This window comes from Oceaniglobus ichthyenteri (assembly GCF_003057885.1).
Classification (GTDB): Bacteria; Pseudomonadota; Alphaproteobacteria; order Rhodobacterales; family Rhodobacteraceae; genus Oceaniglobus; species Oceaniglobus ichthyenteri.
The window spans coordinates 86,587-103,678 of sequence record NZ_QAGK01000001.1; the positions used below are offsets into that span (position 1 = coordinate 86,587).

15 protein-coding genes are annotated in these 17,092 nt (G+C 57.9%); 9 read left to right on the forward strand and 6 right to left on the reverse strand.

Features of this window, described 5'->3' with window-relative positions; genetic code table 11:
* Positions 1-1,515: a helicase HerA-like domain-containing protein gene (locus tag C8265_RS00425; protein ID WP_108482007.1), complete on the reverse strand. Its 1,515-nt coding sequence runs from the start codon at positions 1,513-1,515 to the stop codon at positions 1-3.
* A gap of 418 nt (positions 1,516-1,933) precedes the next feature.
* On the opposite strand from C8265_RS00425, the gene C8265_RS00430 reads away from it, so the two are divergent.
* Positions 1,934-2,551, forward strand: a complete 618-nt coding sequence (locus C8265_RS00430) for an invasion associated locus B family protein (RefSeq protein ID WP_108482008.1) — start codon at positions 1,934-1,936, stop codon at positions 2,549-2,551.
* Between the two features lie 54 nt (positions 2,552-2,605).
* Here C8265_RS00430 and C8265_RS00435 read toward each other — a convergent pair whose 3' ends face one another.
* Genes C8265_RS00435 through C8265_RS00450 form a run of 4 tightly spaced genes read right to left on the reverse strand, consistent with a single transcriptional unit; the run spans position 2,606 to position 6,841 of the window.
* Positions 2,606-3,814 (reverse strand): beta-ketoacyl-[acyl-carrier-protein] synthase family protein, encoded by a 1,209-nt coding sequence (locus C8265_RS00435; protein WP_108482009.1) that lies wholly within the window; start codon positions 3,812-3,814, stop codon positions 2,606-2,608.
* Positions 3,811-4,074, reverse strand: coding sequence for an acyl carrier protein (locus C8265_RS00440; RefSeq protein ID WP_108482010.1), 264 nt, complete (start codon positions 4,072-4,074; stop codon positions 3,811-3,813). The genes C8265_RS00435 and C8265_RS00440 overlap by 4 nt, the downstream gene beginning before the upstream one ends.
* A gap of 39 nt (positions 4,075-4,113) precedes the next feature.
* Positions 4,114-5,202 carry a UDP-3-O-(3-hydroxymyristoyl)glucosamine N-acyltransferase gene (lpxD, locus tag C8265_RS00445; RefSeq protein WP_108482011.1) on the reverse strand — a complete coding sequence of 363 codons (1,089 nt, stop codon included), beginning with the start codon at positions 5,200-5,202 and terminating at the stop codon, positions 4,114-4,116.
* A 28-nt stretch (positions 5,203-5,230) separates the two neighbouring features.
* Complete coding sequence (locus C8265_RS00450) at positions 5,231-6,841, reverse strand: L,D-transpeptidase family protein (RefSeq protein WP_108482476.1); 1,611 nt, start codon at positions 6,839-6,841, stop codon at positions 5,231-5,233.
* Positions 6,842-7,181: 340 nt separating this feature from the next.
* Here C8265_RS00450 and mepK point away from each other — a divergent pair, with 340 nt between their 5' ends.
* On the forward strand, positions 7,182-7,751 hold the full coding sequence (gene mepK, locus C8265_RS00455) for a peptidoglycan L,D-endopeptidase MepK (protein WP_108482012.1): 570 nt from the start codon (positions 7,182-7,184) through the stop codon (positions 7,749-7,751).
* Between the two features lie 77 nt (positions 7,752-7,828).
* Here the strand turns inward: mepK and C8265_RS00460 are convergent, their stop codons facing one another.
* A complete protein-coding gene (locus C8265_RS00460; RefSeq protein WP_108482013.1) occupies positions 7,829-9,373 on the reverse strand; it encodes a trimethylamine methyltransferase family protein in 1,545 nt (514 codons plus the stop codon).
* A gap of 169 nt (positions 9,374-9,542) precedes the next feature.
* On the opposite strand from C8265_RS00460, the gene guaA reads away from it, so the two are divergent.
* From guaA to C8265_RS00495, 7 genes are all read left to right on the forward strand, one after another.
* Entirely contained in the window at positions 9,543-11,105 is a 1,563-nt protein-coding gene (guaA, locus tag C8265_RS00465) for a glutamine-hydrolyzing GMP synthase (protein WP_108482477.1), read from the forward strand.
* Positions 11,102-12,025 carry a DMT family transporter gene (locus tag C8265_RS00470; RefSeq protein WP_420818836.1) on the forward strand — a complete coding sequence of 308 codons (924 nt, stop codon included), beginning with the start codon at positions 11,102-11,104 and terminating at the stop codon, positions 12,023-12,025. The genes guaA and C8265_RS00470 overlap by 4 nt, the downstream gene beginning before the upstream one ends.
* Positions 12,026-12,099: 74 nt before the next feature.
* Positions 12,100-13,224 (forward strand): OmpP1/FadL family transporter, encoded by a 1,125-nt coding sequence (locus C8265_RS00475; RefSeq protein WP_108482015.1) that lies wholly within the window; start codon positions 12,100-12,102, stop codon positions 13,222-13,224.
* Between the two features lie 103 nt (positions 13,225-13,327).
* Complete coding sequence (locus tag C8265_RS00480; RefSeq protein ID WP_108482016.1) at positions 13,328-14,254, forward strand: DMT family transporter; 927 nt, start codon at positions 13,328-13,330, stop codon at positions 14,252-14,254.
* A gap of 27 nt (positions 14,255-14,281) precedes the next feature.
* Positions 14,282-15,160 carry an ATPase gene (locus tag C8265_RS00485; RefSeq protein WP_108482017.1) on the forward strand — a complete coding sequence of 293 codons (879 nt, stop codon included), beginning with the start codon at positions 14,282-14,284 and terminating at the stop codon, positions 15,158-15,160.
* A gap of 51 nt (positions 15,161-15,211) precedes the next feature.
* Positions 15,212-16,129, forward strand: a complete 918-nt coding sequence (metA, locus tag C8265_RS00490; protein ID WP_108482018.1) for a homoserine O-acetyltransferase MetA — start codon at positions 15,212-15,214, stop codon at positions 16,127-16,129.
* Positions 16,104-17,087, forward strand: a complete 984-nt coding sequence (locus C8265_RS00495; RefSeq protein ID WP_108482019.1) for an alpha/beta fold hydrolase — start codon at positions 16,104-16,106, stop codon at positions 17,085-17,087. The genes metA and C8265_RS00495 overlap by 26 nt, the downstream gene beginning before the upstream one ends.
* Positions 17,088-17,092 lie beyond the last annotated feature (5 nt).

The following is a 17,092-nucleotide window of genomic DNA, read 5'->3' on the forward strand; positions in this document are numbered from 1 at the left end:
TTACCGCCCCTTGAACAGGGTGCCGAAGATTCCGCGCACGATGCGCCGCCCGGTGGTGCCTTTCAGCTCTTTCACCACCATTTTTGCCATTGCCTCGCCAAAGCCATCTTTGGCCTTTGGCGCGCGTCTGGTGGTGGTTCCGGGAGAATAGCGGCGGCCAGCGTTAAATTCGCGGTCTTGCTTTGCTTCGGTTTGCTGTGCCTCTTGCGCGGCTTTGGCGGCGCGGCGGGCAAGGATTTCGAACGCACTGTCGCGATCAACCTCGGCTTCGTATTTGCCTTTCAGCGGCGATGCGGCGATCACCTCGGCGCGCTGCATATCGGTGATCGGGCCAAGCTGTGAGGACGGCGGGCGGATCAGCGTGCGTTCCACCACGCCCGGCACGCCCTTGCGTTCCAACAGTGATGTCACTGCCTCGCCCACGCCGACCTCGCGGATTGCCTGTTCGGTGGAAAAGCGCGGATTATCGCGATAGGTTTGCGCCGCTTTGCGCAAATCGGTCTGATCGCGGGCGGTAAAGGCGCGCAGGGCGTGCTGCACCCGGTTGCCCAACTGGCCCAGAATATCCTCGGGCACATCAGCGGGGTTCTGGGTGACGAAATACACCCCCACACCTTTGGACCGGATCAGGCGGGCCACCTGTTCCACCTTGTCGATCAAGGCCTTGGGGGCATCATCAAACAACAGATGCGCCTCGTCGAAAAAGAACACCAGTTTCGGTTTGTCCGGATCGCCCACCTCGGGCAGTTCTTCGAACAATTCGCTCAGCAGCCACAACAAAAACGTCGCATACAGCCGGGGCGATGACATCAGCGTGTCAGCGGCCAGAATGTTGATCCGGCCCCGCCCCTGATCATCCAGCATCATCACATCGGCCAGATCCAGCGCCGGTTCACCGAAAAATTGCCCACCGCCCTGATTCTCCAGCACCAGCAGGCGCCGCTGAATCGCGCCAATCGATGCGGTAGACACATTGCCATAGCGCAGCGAAAGATCCTTGGCGTTTTGCCCGGCCCAAACCAGCAACGCTTGCAGATCTTTCAGATCCAGCAGCGCCATGCCATCTTCATCCGCGACCCGGAAACAGATGTTGATGATGCCCTCTTGCGCCTCGGTCAGATCCAACAGGCGCGAAATCAAAAGCGGGCCCATTTCGGCGATGGTGGTGCGCACCGGGTGCCCGGCCTTGCCGAAAAGATCCCAGAATGTGACCGGAAATGCATCATAGGTATAATCGCTGAACCCGATGGTCGCGGCGCGTTTACTGAAGGCGTCGTGCAATTTGAAATCGACCGACCCGGATCTGGCCAGACCTGACAGATCACCTTTGACGTCTGACAGGAAAACCGGCACGCCGGCGGCGGAAAACCCCTCGGCGAGGATCTGCAATGTCACGGTTTTGCCGGTGCCCGTGGCCCCCGCGATCAACCCGTGCCGATTGGCGTATTGCAGCAACAGGCCCTGTGCCACGCCATGGTCGGGGCCGCCGCCGCCCACGAATATCCGATCTGTCACCGCTCTATCCTTTTCACCTGAATTGGCATCAAAATACAAAATTAACCAATCTGTGCCAGAGTGGATATGTCATCGCCCTGCCCGGTGCAGGATTTGGATGACACTCCTCCCTGACGAACTGGCCGCGCCCCATGGGGTGCGGTCTTTTTCGATGATCAGTTTTTGGAATGAAGGATGCAAAATTTTCTATTGACGGTTTGTCGCAGGTTTCATAAGTTTTGCGCAATACATAAGTCGGTCAGTCCGGCAGGGAGAATACCTTAAAAGGGCCTGTGTTTGCAGGCCCTTTTTTGCTGCACAAGCCTGTGAAATGACCGATCCGGCGGCAAGGTTTCGCGAAAGGCGGAAATGTCACCTGACAGCGGCGGCGCGGCGTGGTAAGTGGCGCCTAATCTACGAAGTGAGCGATGGGAACACTATGTCTGATCTATTGAAAACACTCGGAATCATGGCTCTTGTGGCCTGGGCGCCAATGGCGTTGGCCCAAACCGCAGATGCCCCTGCCCAAACGCCGCCATCCGCCGATGGCAACACGGCCGATGGTCTGGCCCTGGGACAGGAAGTCGGCGACGACGGCGGAATCGGATCAACCTATATCGAAAAGGTTGAGGGCGATTGGGAAATCCGCTGTGTGCGCACCGAAGATGGCAATGATCCGTGCCAGTTGTATCAGCTTTTGGCCGATGAACAGGGCAATTCGGTGGCTGAAATCAGCATGTTTGGCCTGCCCGAAGGCAGCCAGGCCGCAGCCGGTGCAACCGTGATCACGCCGCTGGAAACCCTGCTGACCGCGCAAATGACCCTGGCCGTGGATAACGGCAAGGCGAAACGCTATCCCTATACATTCTGTGCCGCGACCGGGTGTTTCGCGCGCATCGGGTTCACCAACGCCGACATCGCCGCGTTCCGCGCCGGTGCCAAGGCAACCCTGACAATCGTACCCGCAGCGGCCCCCGATGAAACGGTCGCCTTGGCGGTTTCGCTGAACGGGTTCACCGCCGGATTTCAGGCCGTGAACGAGAAAAACGGCAACTAACCCCTGTATCAAAAGCAATAGAGCGCCGCGCCGATGGGTGCGGCGTTTTGCGTTTTACACCCGCTTCAACGCCAATACCGCGTTCAGCCCGCCAAAGGCAAACGCATTCGACAGCACAACGTCAACCTGTGCGGCGCGCGCCAAGTTCGGCACCACGTCAAGCGGGCAATCGGGATCGGGCGCTTCATGGCCGATGGTCGGTGCAATCACCCCGTCACGCAGCGCCATGAGACATGCCAAAAGCTCAACCGCGCCGGTGCCGCCAATCACGTGTCCATGCATGGATTTGGTCGAAGAAATCATCAGACGGTCGGTGTGGGGGCCGAATACCTCGGCCACGGCGGCGCATTCGGTTTTGTCATTGGCCAGGGTGCCGGTGCCATGGGCGTTGATATACCCCACCTGCCCCGGATCGATCCGCGCATCGCGCAGTGCCCCGGCCATGGCCCGCGCCGCGCCCTGTTTGCTGGGCATCACGATATCTGACGCGTCCGATGTCATGGCAAAACCTGCGACCTCGGCCAAAATCTCGGCACCGCGGGCGCGGGCGTGCCCGTATTCCTCGAACACGAAGATGCCCGCACCTTCGCCCTGTACCATTCCGGTCCGGCCCAATGAAAACGGGCGGCAGGCATCCCTGCTCATCACGCGCAGCCCTTCCCAGGCTTTGACGCCCCCAAAGCACAGCATCGAATCCGACCCGCCGGTAACCATAACCGGGGCCAGCCCACCGCGCACCATGTTGAATGCCTGTCCCATGGCGTGATTTGACGAGGCACAGGCGGTTGAAACGGTGAATGTCGGGCCTTGCAGGTTGTATTGCATCGAAATATGCGACGCGGCGGCGCTGTTCATCAGCTTTGGCACCACAAAGGGATGCACACGGTTTTTGCCCTCTTGATAGACGGCGCGATAATTTTCTTCGCTGGTTTGCATTCCGCCGCCTGCGGTGCCCAATATGACACCGCTGCGTTCGGCCAGTTCGCCATCAAATTTCAGCCCGGCCTGCGCCACTGCCTGTTGCGCGGCGATCAGCGCGAATTGCGTAAACCGGTCATACAGCGAAAGCTGTTGGCGGGTGAACGCCGCCTCTGGCGCATAATCCTTGACCATTGCGCCAATGCGGATCGACAACCGATCAACATCGCGTATGTCAAGCGGGCCAATGCCACAGCGCCCCTCGCGCAGCGCGGCAAGGGTTTGCGGCACCGTATGACCCAAGGCATTGATCGTGCCCGCCCCGGTGATGACAACCCGTTTCATTCCAGTCGCTGATCCGCAACCAGGGTTTGCACAGCCGTAATGATGGCGCGCACCGATGATATGTCAAACCCGCTTTGCGCGGGATCATTGGCGTTGAACGGCACCTGAATATCAAAGGTTTCTTCGATGGCAAAAATACACTCGACCAGGCCCAGACTGTCGATGCCCAGATCCTGCAAGGTTTGATCGGGCGACACGTCTGATGGTTCAACCATCGCCTGTTCGGCAATAATGTAGATCACGGTCTGTGCGATTGACACGGCTCTGCCCCCTCAAGACGTTGTTTCACCATGGGGCATCTAGTCATTCTGATCCGGGTTTGAAACCGCTTTTTCACCCACCAATCGGCGCAACATCCGGGGAAGTCGCCGCGCGGCTTTGTACATTTCCACATGTTGATCCATCCGCACCGCAGGAAAGCCCATCATCACCCGGCCCGCGGGCACATTTGACAGGATCTTTGTTCCGCCCGTTGAAATCACGTCATTGCCAATCGACAGATTGTCGGCCACACCGCTTTGCCCGCCAAATACACACCGATCGCCGACCGTGGTTGACCCGGCAATTCCGGTCAGCGCCGCCAAAAGGCAATCGCGCCCCATCACCACATTATGGGCCAGATGGCACAAATTGTCGATCTTGCATCCGTTGCCAACCACCGTATCGCGGATCGTACCCCGATCAATACAGGCGTTTGCGCCCAGTTCCACGTCATCGCCAATGCGCACCGATCCAAGCGAATGAATACGCGTCCAGCTTTGTTCAAGGATCTCACCCTGATCGCCCAGACTACTGCGCGCCCGTTCCACGCCCGAGGTTTGCGGCGTGACAAATGATAATCCATCGGCCCCGATCACAGCACCCGGTTGGGCGATGAACCGATCCCCGATGACGATCCGTTCGCCAATCCGCACGCCCGCCAGAATCATCGCATCGGCACCGATCCTGGTGCCGTCGCCAATGCTGGTGTGGCTGGCAATGCGGGCGTTTGCGCCGATTTCAACGTCTTTGCCGATCATTACAAACGGCGCAATCGCCGCCCCCGCACCGATACGTGCCGATGGATCAACCACCGCCGTGGGATGGATTCCGGCATCAATGCGCGGTCCGGGATCCAGCAGCCGTGTCAGATGCGCCATGGCATAACGGGGGCGCGGCACCACCAATGCGGCCTCAAGCCCCAGTGCCTGCCAATCGGCGCCTTCCCACAGGATCGCGGCACGCGCGTCGCCCTTGGCCAGACCTTCAGCATATTTCGGCTGCATCGCCAAAGCAATGTCGCCCGGCCCCGCCATCGCCGGTTCGGCCGCACCCGAGATTAAAATATCAACGGCGCCAAAGGTTTGAGCCCCAAGCGCCGTCGCAATCTGTTTCACTGTATAGGTCATGCCGCCCCCTGTCTGTCAGGGGACAGTGTTAGCTGCCTGTGCGGGGTATTTCCACCCCGGCCGCGCGCAATGCCGCAAGGATATCGGCATCGCGGCCATAAACATCACGGCGATACTCCATCCCGCCGGCGGGTTTGGTATAGGCCGTGCGATAGACCAGATGCACCGGCACCGGCTGTTCCAGATTCACCCGGGTTTCACGCCCTGTGTTCAGGTAATTATGGAATGTCGCCTTTGGATCGTCAGATTGTTTGGCCAGCAGCGCATAGGCAAAATCAAACGGATCGGCCAGCCGGATACACCCATGGCTGAACGCGCGCCGTTCGCGGCTGAACAGGTTTTTAGCAGGCGTATCATGGAGATAGATGTTGTACTTGTTAGGGAACATGAACTTGACCAACCCCAACGCGTTGCGCGCACTGGGGGGTTGGCGCATGGAATAGGGAAAGGTGCGCGCCGAATACTGGCTGAATCCGCGGCCCCGGTTCACAACACGGCCCCGGCTGTCGGTAATCTCAAGATACGACAGGGCGTGGGGATTGCTGCGCAGAACCGGCAGGTATTCATTTACGATGATCGAGCGGGGAATATACCATGATGGATTGATCACCATATGGTTCATCACGTCGGAAAATTCCGGCGTTTCGCGGTCTGGCACATCCTTGCCAATCACACTGCGGGTTTCGAACGTGACCTCGCCATCGTCGATGATCTTGGCTTTGAAATCGGTCAGGTTGACCCAGATGTGGCGCTTGCCCCGGTCGATGTTCATCCAGCGTTCCCGCTCAAGCGCGACCATGATCTGCCCCATGCGCGCCTCGGGGCCGATGTTGATCTTCTCGATGGTTGAGGAACCGGCGATACCATCGTCGGTCAGCCCGTTGTCGCGCTGAAACTCGGCGACGGCGCCTTGCATCTCGTCATCATAGACCTGGGTCGCAGAGCGGCGCAGGTAATCCAGCGCGATCAGCCGGTCGCGCAGGGCAACGACCTGCTGCCCCTGATCGCCCGGCTTCAGCGATCCGGCGTTCACCTGCGCGCCCCATCCGCCCTGTTCGATCTGCTGTTCCAGCTTGAGCTTTTCGCGCACAAGGCGGGTGTATTCCGGCGATGTCGGGGTCAGACCCCGCAAATAAGCCAACGGCAGGCTGGTTTCGAAATCTTTCAGCATTTGCAAACGGTCGCGCACCGGCACTTCGCGTTTGATGCCTGATACCACCTTGTTGGGGTTCAGGATGCCGGTGTTCTTATCGGTCGCAAAACGCAAAAACAGGCGGCTCATCTCCACCTCAATCCGGCCCCGGTCGCGCGTGCTGCGCGCACTGGCCAGCATCGCGCGCACATCTTCGGGGCGGTAACGATCGGCCGGCAGCCCGTGTTCACCGGCCACCTCAAGCACCTTTAACAATGCTGCGCGACGGTTCAGGTCGTCTTCGTCATCGCCCACCCAGATCGGTTGATACCCGTTGTCGCGATAAAATGCAGACAGGGCGTCATCCTGTGCGGCGGTTTCGGCAATGGCCTGTTTGAATGCCGTGACTTCGGCCGTGGCCATGCCGGTGGAAAGAGAAAGCCCGGCCACAGACATCAACGCCGCAGCGGCCAACGATCGGAATCGGGTCAGGGGGGCGGTTTTCATCACGGTCAACAAGGTTAAAAACTCCGAATCAAAAACAGTTTTGGCGATCACACGCCTGTGAACACAGCTTTGCCGGGGTATTTTTACCCTGTCCACTCACAATTACGACAGATATTCCAAGTCGCCCCAGAATTATAAGTTCCCGTAGCGACAAGATTTTCCAAAAAAGTCACACAGCGTTAAGCAAATTTTTGCCTATTTCGCTCAAACAAGAGCCAGCGCTCCGCCTTCCACCTTGGTCCGGCCGCCCACTCGTGTCATAGAGGGGACGCACCTTGGGGGAATGAGGTAGCAATCAAGCTGCGCAAAGCGGCAACAGGTAAGAAACGGGACATAATCCATGACGAATACTTGCTCAAAGGGCCTGACCCGGCGTGCGTTGCTGGGGGCCTTTGCCGCCACAACCGTTGTTGCGGCGCCTACCTATTCCAATGCTTTCGGCTTTCTGCGCGGCGCGGGTGATATTCGCCGGTTGCGGATGTATTCGGGCCGTACGGGCGAAAGCATCGATATGATTTATTGGATCGAAGGCAAGTATATCAAGGATGCACTGACCGAAGTGAATCACTTCATGCGCGATTGGCGCAATAACAAGGTCAAAGGTGTCGATCCGCGCACGGTTGATATCATGACCGCGGCGCATAATCTGATGGATACGACCGAACCCTATATGCTGTTGTCCGGCTACCGTTCGCCTGAAACCAATGCGATGTTGCGCAGCCGGTCATCCGGTGTGGCGAAAAACTCTCTGCATCTGCGCGCACAAGCGGCGGATTTGCGGCTGCAATCGCGTTCGGTGAACCAGATGGCGCGCGCTGCCTCGGCTTGCGCGGCTGGCGGTGTCGGTCGTTATTCGCGGTCAGACTTTGTTCATATGGATTGTGGTGTTGTCCGGACTTGGGGGCGTTGATCGTTTCTTGACATGACAACTCTGAAAACAGGGCGGCGGTTCCACACCAGCCGCCTTTTTTATTTTTAAATTATCATTCAGCCAAACGCGTCGGGCATCGATTCCTTTTTCTTCGCGACATAGGCATCCAATGATTCCGCAATTGCCGGATCAAGATGCGGCTGAACATAGTCACCCAACAGTTTGCTTACCCGCGCGGCGGCCAGGGTTTGCGTATCGCGCGCGCCCTCCTCATCCCATGTCTCGAACGGCTTGTAATCAAACAGATCGCTGCGCCAGAAGGCCGATTTGAAATTCTCCTGGGTATGGGCACAGCCCAGGTAATGGCCGCCCGGCCCCACCTCGGCGATGGCGCCCATCGCCTGTCCGTTTTCGGTAATATCAACGCCCCGCGCCAACCCATGCAGCGCGCCCAGTTGATCGGCGTCCATGACAAATTTCTCGTACGAACTCACCAATCCGCCCTCAAGCCAACCGCAAGCGTGCAACATGAAATTCACCCCTGACAAAAGCCCCACATTCAGCGAATTGGCTGTTTCATAGGCGGCCTGAGCATCGGGCAGCTTTGATCCACAGAAAGACCCCGCACTGCGGTACGGCAGGCCCAACCGACGCACCAGTTGCCCGGTGCCATAGGTGATCTGCGCCGCTTCGGGTGTGCCAAAGGTGGGCGCGCCGCTGTTCATGTCAATGGACGTAACAAACGCCCCCGCAATCACCGGCGCGCCTGGTCGCACCAATTGTGCATAGGCCACGCCGACCAGAATTTCGGCCAATACCTGTGTCAAGGTTCCGGCAACCGACACCGGTGCCATGGCACCACCCACGATGAACGGCGAAACGATACAGGCTTGGTTGTTGGCGGCGTACACTTCCAGCGCGCCCATCATCGTGGCATCGAAGGTCAGCGGCGAATTGATATTGATGAGCGAGGTCATCACAGTGTTATTTTGCACAAAATCAGCGCCAAACAGCAATCCCGCCATATCCACCGAATCCTGCGCGCGCACCGGTTCGGTGACCGAGCCCATGAACGGTTTGTCGGAATACACCATATGGGCCTGCAGCATATCGAGATGGCGCTTGTTCACCGCCACATCGGTGGGTTCGCACACCGTACCGCCGGAATGGTGCAGCCATTTCGACATATAGCCAAGTTTCACAAAATTGCGAAAATCCTCCATCGTGGCGTACCGACGCCCGCCGTTGATATCGCGCACGAACGGTGGCCCATAAACCGGAGCCAGCACCAGATTGCGCCCGCCGATTTCAACATTCCGTTCGGGATTGCGAGCGTGTTGGGTGAAACTGCCCGGTGCCGTGGCGCAAAGCTGGCGCGCCAATCCGCGCGGTATGCGCACCCGGTCGCCCTGAACCTCGGCGCCGGCATCGCGCCAACGCTGCAAGGCGGCGGGGTTTTCGGGGAAATTCACGCCAATTTCGGCCAGTACCGTTTCGGCGTTACGCTCGATGATTTCGATGGTTTCATCGTTCAGAATATCGAGGTTGGGGATGTTGCGCTCGATGAAGCGCGCCGCTTCAATCCGCACGGCGGTGCGTTCTGCCCGCCGCGCGGCACCGCCGCCGCCTCTTGCCCGCCGGGGCGCTACCGCTTCGTTCATCGTGACACTCCCTTGGTTTACCGTTGATCTAACCAGGTGCGCGGGCGAAATAGGGTCGGTTTCCGCCACATGACGGCGATTTGCGACTTTCCCGGCACTTGCCTGTAAAATTGTGCAAAAGTGCGCCGCCTTCTTGCAACGTCTGGCGCGCTGGCCTATGCCGCAAGACATGACAAATATCTCTCACGAGCGGCTTCTGATCATTGATTTCGGCAGCCAGGTAACACAGTTGATTGCCCGCCGGTCACGCGAACTGAACGTGTATTGCGAAATACATCCGTTCCAGAACGTGACCGAGGCATTTCTGGCCGAATTCGCGCCAAAAGCCGTGATCCTTTCGGGTGGTCCGGCCAGCGTGATTGATGCCGCATCGCCGCGCCCACCCGAATCTGTGTTTACCATGGGCGTGCCGGTTCTGGGCATTTGTTACGGCCAACAGGTGATGATGCAGATGCTGGGCGGCAAGGTCGAACGCGGCCATGGCACCGCCGAATTTGGCCGCGCCTATGTAAAGCCGAACGATCACGCCACCGACCTGCTGACCGGTTGGTTTCTTGAGGGGCGCGAACAGGTCTGGATGAGCCATGGCGATCACGTGGCGCATATCGCCCCCGGGTTCGAAGTGTCGGCCACATCGCCAAACGCACCCTTTGCGGTGATATCCGACACCGAGCGGCGGTTTTACGCGGTGCAATTCCACCCCGAGGTGCATCACACGCCGAATGGCAAAACCCTGTTTGAAAATTTCATCAAAATCGCGGGGTTCACCGGCGATTGGACCATGGGCGCCTACCGCGAACAGGCAATTGCCGCGATCCGCGAACAGGTCGGCACGGAAAAGGTGATCTGCGCGCTGTCGGGCGGCGTTGATTCATCGGTGGCCGCTGTTTTGATTCACGAGGCAATCGGTGATCAGCTGACCTGTGTGTATGTCGATCATGGACTGATGCGGTTGGGCGAAAGCGAACAGGTGGTTGGTATGTTCCGCGAACATTACAACCTGCCCTTGATCCATGCCGATGAATCCGAACTGTTTTTGGGTGAACTTGAAGGTGTAAGCGACCCGGAAACAAAAAGAAAAATCATTGGCCGGTTGTTTATTGACGTGTTCCAGAAACACGCCGATGCGATTGGCGGCGCGGCGTTTCTGGCCCAAGGTACGTTGTACCCTGATGTGATTGAATCGGTCAGCTTTAGCGGTGGGCCATCGGTTACAATCAAAAGCCACCACAATGTTGGTGGTTTGCCCGAAAAGATGGGCATGAAACTGGTCGAGCCTTTGCGCGAACTGTTCAAGGACGAAGTGCGCGCCCTGGGCCATGAATTGGGCCTGCCTGACAGTTTTATTGGCCGCCATCCGTTTCCCGGCCCCGGCCTTGCCATCCGTTGCCCCGGTGAAATCACCCGTGAAAAGCTGGATATTCTGCGTCAGGCCGATGCGGTCTATATTGATCAAATCCGCAAACATAATCTGTATGACGAGATTTGGCAGGCTTTCGTGGCCATTTTGCCCGTGCGCACCGTGGGTGTGATGGGCGATGGGCGCACCTATGATTTCGCCTGTGCGTTGCGCGCGGTCACGTCTGTTGATGGGATGACGGCCGATTACTATCCGTTCACCCACGAATTTCTGGGCGAAACCGCCACCCGCATCATCAACGAGGTGCCGGGCATCAATCGCGTGACTTATGACATCACTTCAAAACCACCCGGTACCATAGAATGGGAATGACGGCACAGGCTGGGCCCGCTGCTCAGCCGCTCAAGGCCGCGCTCTGGATGGCGGCTTCGATTGTTTCGTTTTCTGCAATGGCCGTCGCCGGGCGCAGTTTGGCCAGCGAACTGGATACATTTGAAACCATGCTGTACCGATCCCTTGTGGGGGTGGTTCTGGTGGTTGCGGTCTGTACGGCCCGGGGTCTTTGGCCCCAGGTCGAAACCCGTCGTTTTCGTTTGCATCTGATGCGCAATGCGTTCCATTTTACCGGGCAGAACCTGTGGTTTTTTGCCATCACGGTGGCCCCATTGGCGCAGGTGTTCGCGGTTGAGTTTTCATCGCCGCTTTGGGTGGCATTGGCGGCGCCGTTTTTCTTGAAAGAGCGCCTTACATTGATGCGCGCCTTTGCTGCACTGCTTGGATTTGTTGGAATTCTGGTTGTTGCACGGCCAACATTCACCAATATTGACCCGGGATTGGCCGCCGTTGCATTGGCTGCCATGTTCTTTGCAGCCACCAATATCACCACCAAGGTGTTGACCCGCGATCAGTCGATCATTTGCATCATGTTCTGGCTTACGGTGATGCAAGCAGTGTTCGGATTGATCACATCGGGGTTTGACGGTGACATCACCCTGCCGTCATTGGCGCTGTGGCCTTGGGTCTTTCTGGTGGGCAGTTCCGGTCTTTTTGCCCATTATTGCCTCACCACCGCGCTGAGCCTTGCGCCGGCAACGATTGTCGTTCCGTTCGATTTCATGCGCCTGCCGGTGATCGCTGTGGTCGGTATGTTGGTTTACAACGAAGCGTTGGATATTTTCGTTCTGATTGGTGCGGTCATCGTATTTTCCGCCAATTATCTGAATGTCTGGACCGACTCGCGCAGTCGCCGGCGTGCTGCCAAAAATAGCACAGCACAACCAAAAGTTGTCTAGGTAATTGACCGACTGCCTAACCTTGGGTCACCTATGAATCCAAAGGAAACGCCATCGTGTAACGGGGAACACCAATGAAACATGTTCGTTTGGCCAGCGCGGCCTTGTTAACCAGTGTCTCGGTTGCGCAGGCGGGCGGCGTTGATCGTACCGGGCAATCGGTGGCGGTTATCTTTGAGGCGGGCAATTATCTTGAGCTCAGCTTTGGCAGCGTTGCGCCTTCGGTAAGCGGGATTGGCACGGCTGCGTCGGGCACGCCGGCATCGTCAGGTGACATGTCGTCATCGTTCACCCAATTTTCGGGCGCGTACAAACACAGCTTTGGCAATGGCTGGGATGCAGCGGTGATTTTCGATCAACCCTTTGGTGCGGCGGTCGATTATCCGGCGGCACAGCCATACTATGCGCGCGGATCGGTGGCCAATCTTGCGGCTGATGCGTTGACGGCCGTGTTGAAATACAAGCTTCCCAGCGACGTCAGCCTTTACGGCGGATTGCGCTATCAGACCTTTACGGCAAGCGCGACAACCCCGTTCATCACTCTTGATCCCACGATCCCGACCGCGCCTTACGCGGTCAAGGGCGCCAAGGATGGCGCGTTTGGTTATCTTGTCGGGGCCGCATATGAACGGCCCGATATCGCGCTGCGGGTGGCGTTGACCTATAATTCCAAGATCAAACATGCCCTTGATACGTTGGAAACATCGGCCTTTGGCGGCCCGGTGCGCAGCGTCACGCCGGTTCATACGCCGCAATCGGTAAACCTCGATTTTCAAACCGGCGTCGCCGCGAATACATTGGTGTTCGGGAACATCCGTTGGGTCGATTGGAGCGATTTTGACATCTCGCCAACCGTCTATCGCCTGATCACGGGTGAACCTTTGGTCAGCTATCGCAAGGACACCGTGTCATACACATTGGGCATCGGGCGCAAATTGAACGATACCTGGTCGATCGCGGGAACCATCGGGTACGAGGAACCGATGTATGGGTTTTCATCAAACCTGGGCCCGACCGACGGATATATCTCTTACGGCTTGGGCGCGACATATACCAAGGATCAGATGAAGGTGACAGCAGGCGTGCGATATGTTGATATCGGTGACACCCAAACCACCTTGGGCGGTGGCGTGGCGGCAGCCGATTTCAAAGACAACCATGCAATCGCGTTCGGGCTGAAGATTGGGTATACGTTTTAACCCATTTTCTTAACCATCGCCAAGCGATGATAAAAACCACAGGTTTTCGTTTTGGCGCATGAAACGGATCGCACAGCCCCCGGTTGGCTGCTAAGGCTGCGCTATGGCTGATCCGAAAAACATATCCCCCCGCGCCTGGGCCGAGCTTTTGCTTTTGGCAATGATCTGGGGCGCGTCGTTTCTTTCGATCCGTGTGGCGCTGGATGAAATCGGCGTGGCCACGGCGGTGGCCCATCGCGTTGGGTGGGCGGCGTTGATCCTGTGGGGCGTGGTGGCTGTGCGCCGCCTGCCCCTGCCCCGCAACCCGCGAATCTGGGGCGCTTTTCTGGTCATGGGGATACTGAACAACGTAATTCCGTTTTCGATGATGGGATGGGGTCAGTTGCATATCGAAACCGGCCTGACATCGATCCTGAACGCGACCACAGCCATTTTCGGTGTCGTGGTGGCGGCTGCGGTGTTTGCCGATGAACCGCTCAGCCTGCGCCGGATCATCGGGGTCAGCCTTGGATTTCTGGGTGTGGCCACCGCCATCGGGATTGAGGCATTGGCAAATTTCGATATCCAGTCCTTGGCGCAATTGGCGGTTTTATGCGGCACGTTCAGCTATGCCTTGGCGGTGGCCTGGGCGCGCAAGACTTTGGGGGGATTGCCCCCCTTGGTGGCGGCGGCGGGCATGCTGACAGGATCATCCCTGATCATGGTGCCGGCGGCCTGGATCATTGACGGGCCGATAACACTGGCGCTGCAACCGCGCACGTTGATGGCAATCGCATATTATGCGGCCATCGCCACGGCCTTGGCTTATTTGTTGTATTACAGGGTGTTGGCCATGGCCGGGGCCGGCAACGTGATGTTGTGCACCCTGCTTATTCCGCCGGTGGCCATCGTTTTGGGCGTGATCGTTCTGGGCGAAACGCTGCATCCGTCGGCCTATGTCGGGTTTGCGATTCTGGCGGCCGGGCTGTTGATTCTCAACGGAAAAGGCAGGCGCAAGACACCCCTATCCAAACCCCAGGTCGCGCGTTAAACCACCGGCAAAGCAAAAGGGGCGCCCATGATATATCCCACATCTCAGGCCTGGATCGACGCCACCGAAAAACGCGTGATGGTGTTTGGCATGTCGGGTCTTGGCAAAACCTATCTGGCCAATATGTTGCGCGCCTCGGGTGATTGGTTTCACTATTCCATCGATTACCGCATCGGCACACGGTACATGGGCGAACATATCGCCGACAATTTCAAACGCGAAGCGATGAAAGTGCCGCTGTTGCGCGAACTGCTGATGAGCGACAGCATTTATGTGGCCAGCAACATCACCTTTGAAAATCTCGCCCCGCTGTCTACCTATTTGGGTAAACCGGGCAATCCCGAACGGGGCGGACTCAGCTTTGCGGAATACATGCGCCGACAGGAACAGCACCGCGAGGCGGAAACCGCCGCGCTGCTGGACAGTGTGCCGTTCATCGCCCGCGCTGCCGATCTGTATGGATACGATAACTTTGTTTGCGACACGGGCGGATCAATTTGCGAGGTGGTGAACCCCGATGATCGCGACGATCCGGTGATGGGTACACTATCGGCGCATCTGCTGCCGGTCTGGATCGAAGGATCGCAGGATCACACCGCCGAACTGATCCGCCGGTTTGATCGCGCGCCAAAGCCGATGTATTATCACCCTGATTTCCTGATCCCCGCCTGGCAGGATTATCTGAGCCAAAACAATTTAGTAGAGGGCGATGTTGATCCCGATGCCTTTGTGCGCTGGACCTATGCGCGCGCCATGGCCCACCGCCAACCCCGCTATGATGCCATGGCGCGGAACTGGGGCGTCAGCGTGACCGCGCAAGAAGTGACACAGGTGCGCGACGCTGACGGGTTCAACGCCCTGATCGCCCGCGCCATCGACAGAACACCATCGCGTGTGACGGGTTGAGCCGGGGCACATTTCACCCTATCTGACCAATCCACCTTAAAGGATAAAGACATGCCCATCAAACTGCCCTCGGATTTGCCAGCTTTCACCGTGCTGAAAAACGAAGGCGTGATGGTGATGGACGATTCCGCCGCCGGGCGGCAGGATATTCGCCCACTCAGAATCGCTTTGCTGAACCTGATGCCGAAAAAGATTCAGACGGAAAATCAATTTGCCCGGTTGATCGGTGCCACGCCTTTGCAGATTGATCTGCATCTGATCCGCATGTCCGAACACCAAACCAAAAACACCGCCGCCGCGCATATGGAAACGTTTTACCGCACGTTCCAGGAGATGAAGCACGAAAAGTTCGACGGGCTGATCATCACCGGCGCGCCGATTGAACATCTGCCGTTTGATCAGGTCACCTATTGGGATGAACTGATCGAAGTGATGGAGTGGACCCAGACCAATGTGCATTCGACCTTTGGGGTTTGCTGGGGCGGCATGGCGATGATCAATTACTTTCACGGGGTCGAAAAACACATTCTGCCAAAGAAATCCTTTGGCTGTTTTCGGCAACGCAACATGGCGCCCACCTCGCCCTATCTGAACGGGTTTTCCGATGAATGCGTGATCCCGGTATCGCGCTGGACCGAAATGCGGCAAGATGAAATTGATGCGGTTTCGGGTCTGCATACCCTGTTGGGCAGTGACACGACCGGCCCTTGTCTGGTCGAAGATCCGGCGCACCGGGCGCTGTATATCTTCAATCATTTTGAATATGACAGCGATACGTTGAAACAGGAATACGACCGCGATATCGCAGACGGAACGCCAATCAATGTGCCTGATAATTATTATCCGGGGAACGATCCGACGCAAAAGCCGTTGAACAGATGGAGAAGCCACGCGCATCTTCTTTACGGCAATTGGATCAACCAGATATATCAGACCACACCTTATGACATTTCCCAAATTGGCAGTTAGCCTGATCTTTGCCACACTCGCCCTTGCCGGGTGTGGCATTCTTGTGGATGGACGGGCCGACAAACGCGAGGCATTGGCCGAGGCGGCCTTTCCCCCCGGGGGGCAATTTGTCATGGTCGATGGTCGGCGCGTGCACTATGTCACCGCCGGGCGCGGCCCCGATTTGGTGTTGTTGCACGGCGCCAGCGGCAACACCCGCGAATTTACCTTTCAATTTGTGGATAGGATCAAGGACCGGTATCGCGTTTGGGTGTTTGACCGCCCCGGCCTTGGCTATACCGACCGGATATCGGAAACCTTCGAAGGCCCCGCCAACACCAACGCCGAAAGCCCGGCGCAGCAGGCGGCATTTCTGAAAACTGCCGCTGATCAATTGGGGGTACAAAACCCTATCGTGCTGGGCCATTCCTATGGCGGTGCGGTGGCGTTGGCCTGGGGGTTGAACCATGATCCTGCCGCGCTTGTGGTTGTGTCGGCGGCATCAAACCCGTGGCCCGGCAATCTGGGCCCGCTGTATGGTGTGGCCAGTTCGGCGATTGGTGGCGCGGGAATTGTACCGTTGATCACCGCGTTCACGCCCGAAACAACGGTTGACGCCGCGATTTCCGGCGTGTTTGCCCCGCAAGAGCCGCCCAAAGGCTATGCCGATTATATCGGCCCTGCCCTGACCTTGCGGCGTGAAAGTTTTCGCGCCAATGCCCGACAGGTCAATTCGCTGCGCCCGCATGTGGTGGCAATGTCAAAATTATATGGCACTTTGGCGCTGCCGGTGGAAATCGTGCATGGCACAGCCGATGATGTTGTGCCGCTGCGCATTCATTCCGAACCCTTGTCGCGTCAGATCCCCAATGCCAACCTGACCCGGCTTGAGGGCATCGGCCACATGCCCCACCACGTCGCACCGCAGGCAGTGGAAGACGCGATTGACCGGGCCGCAAAGCGTGCCGGATTGCGCTAATGCGC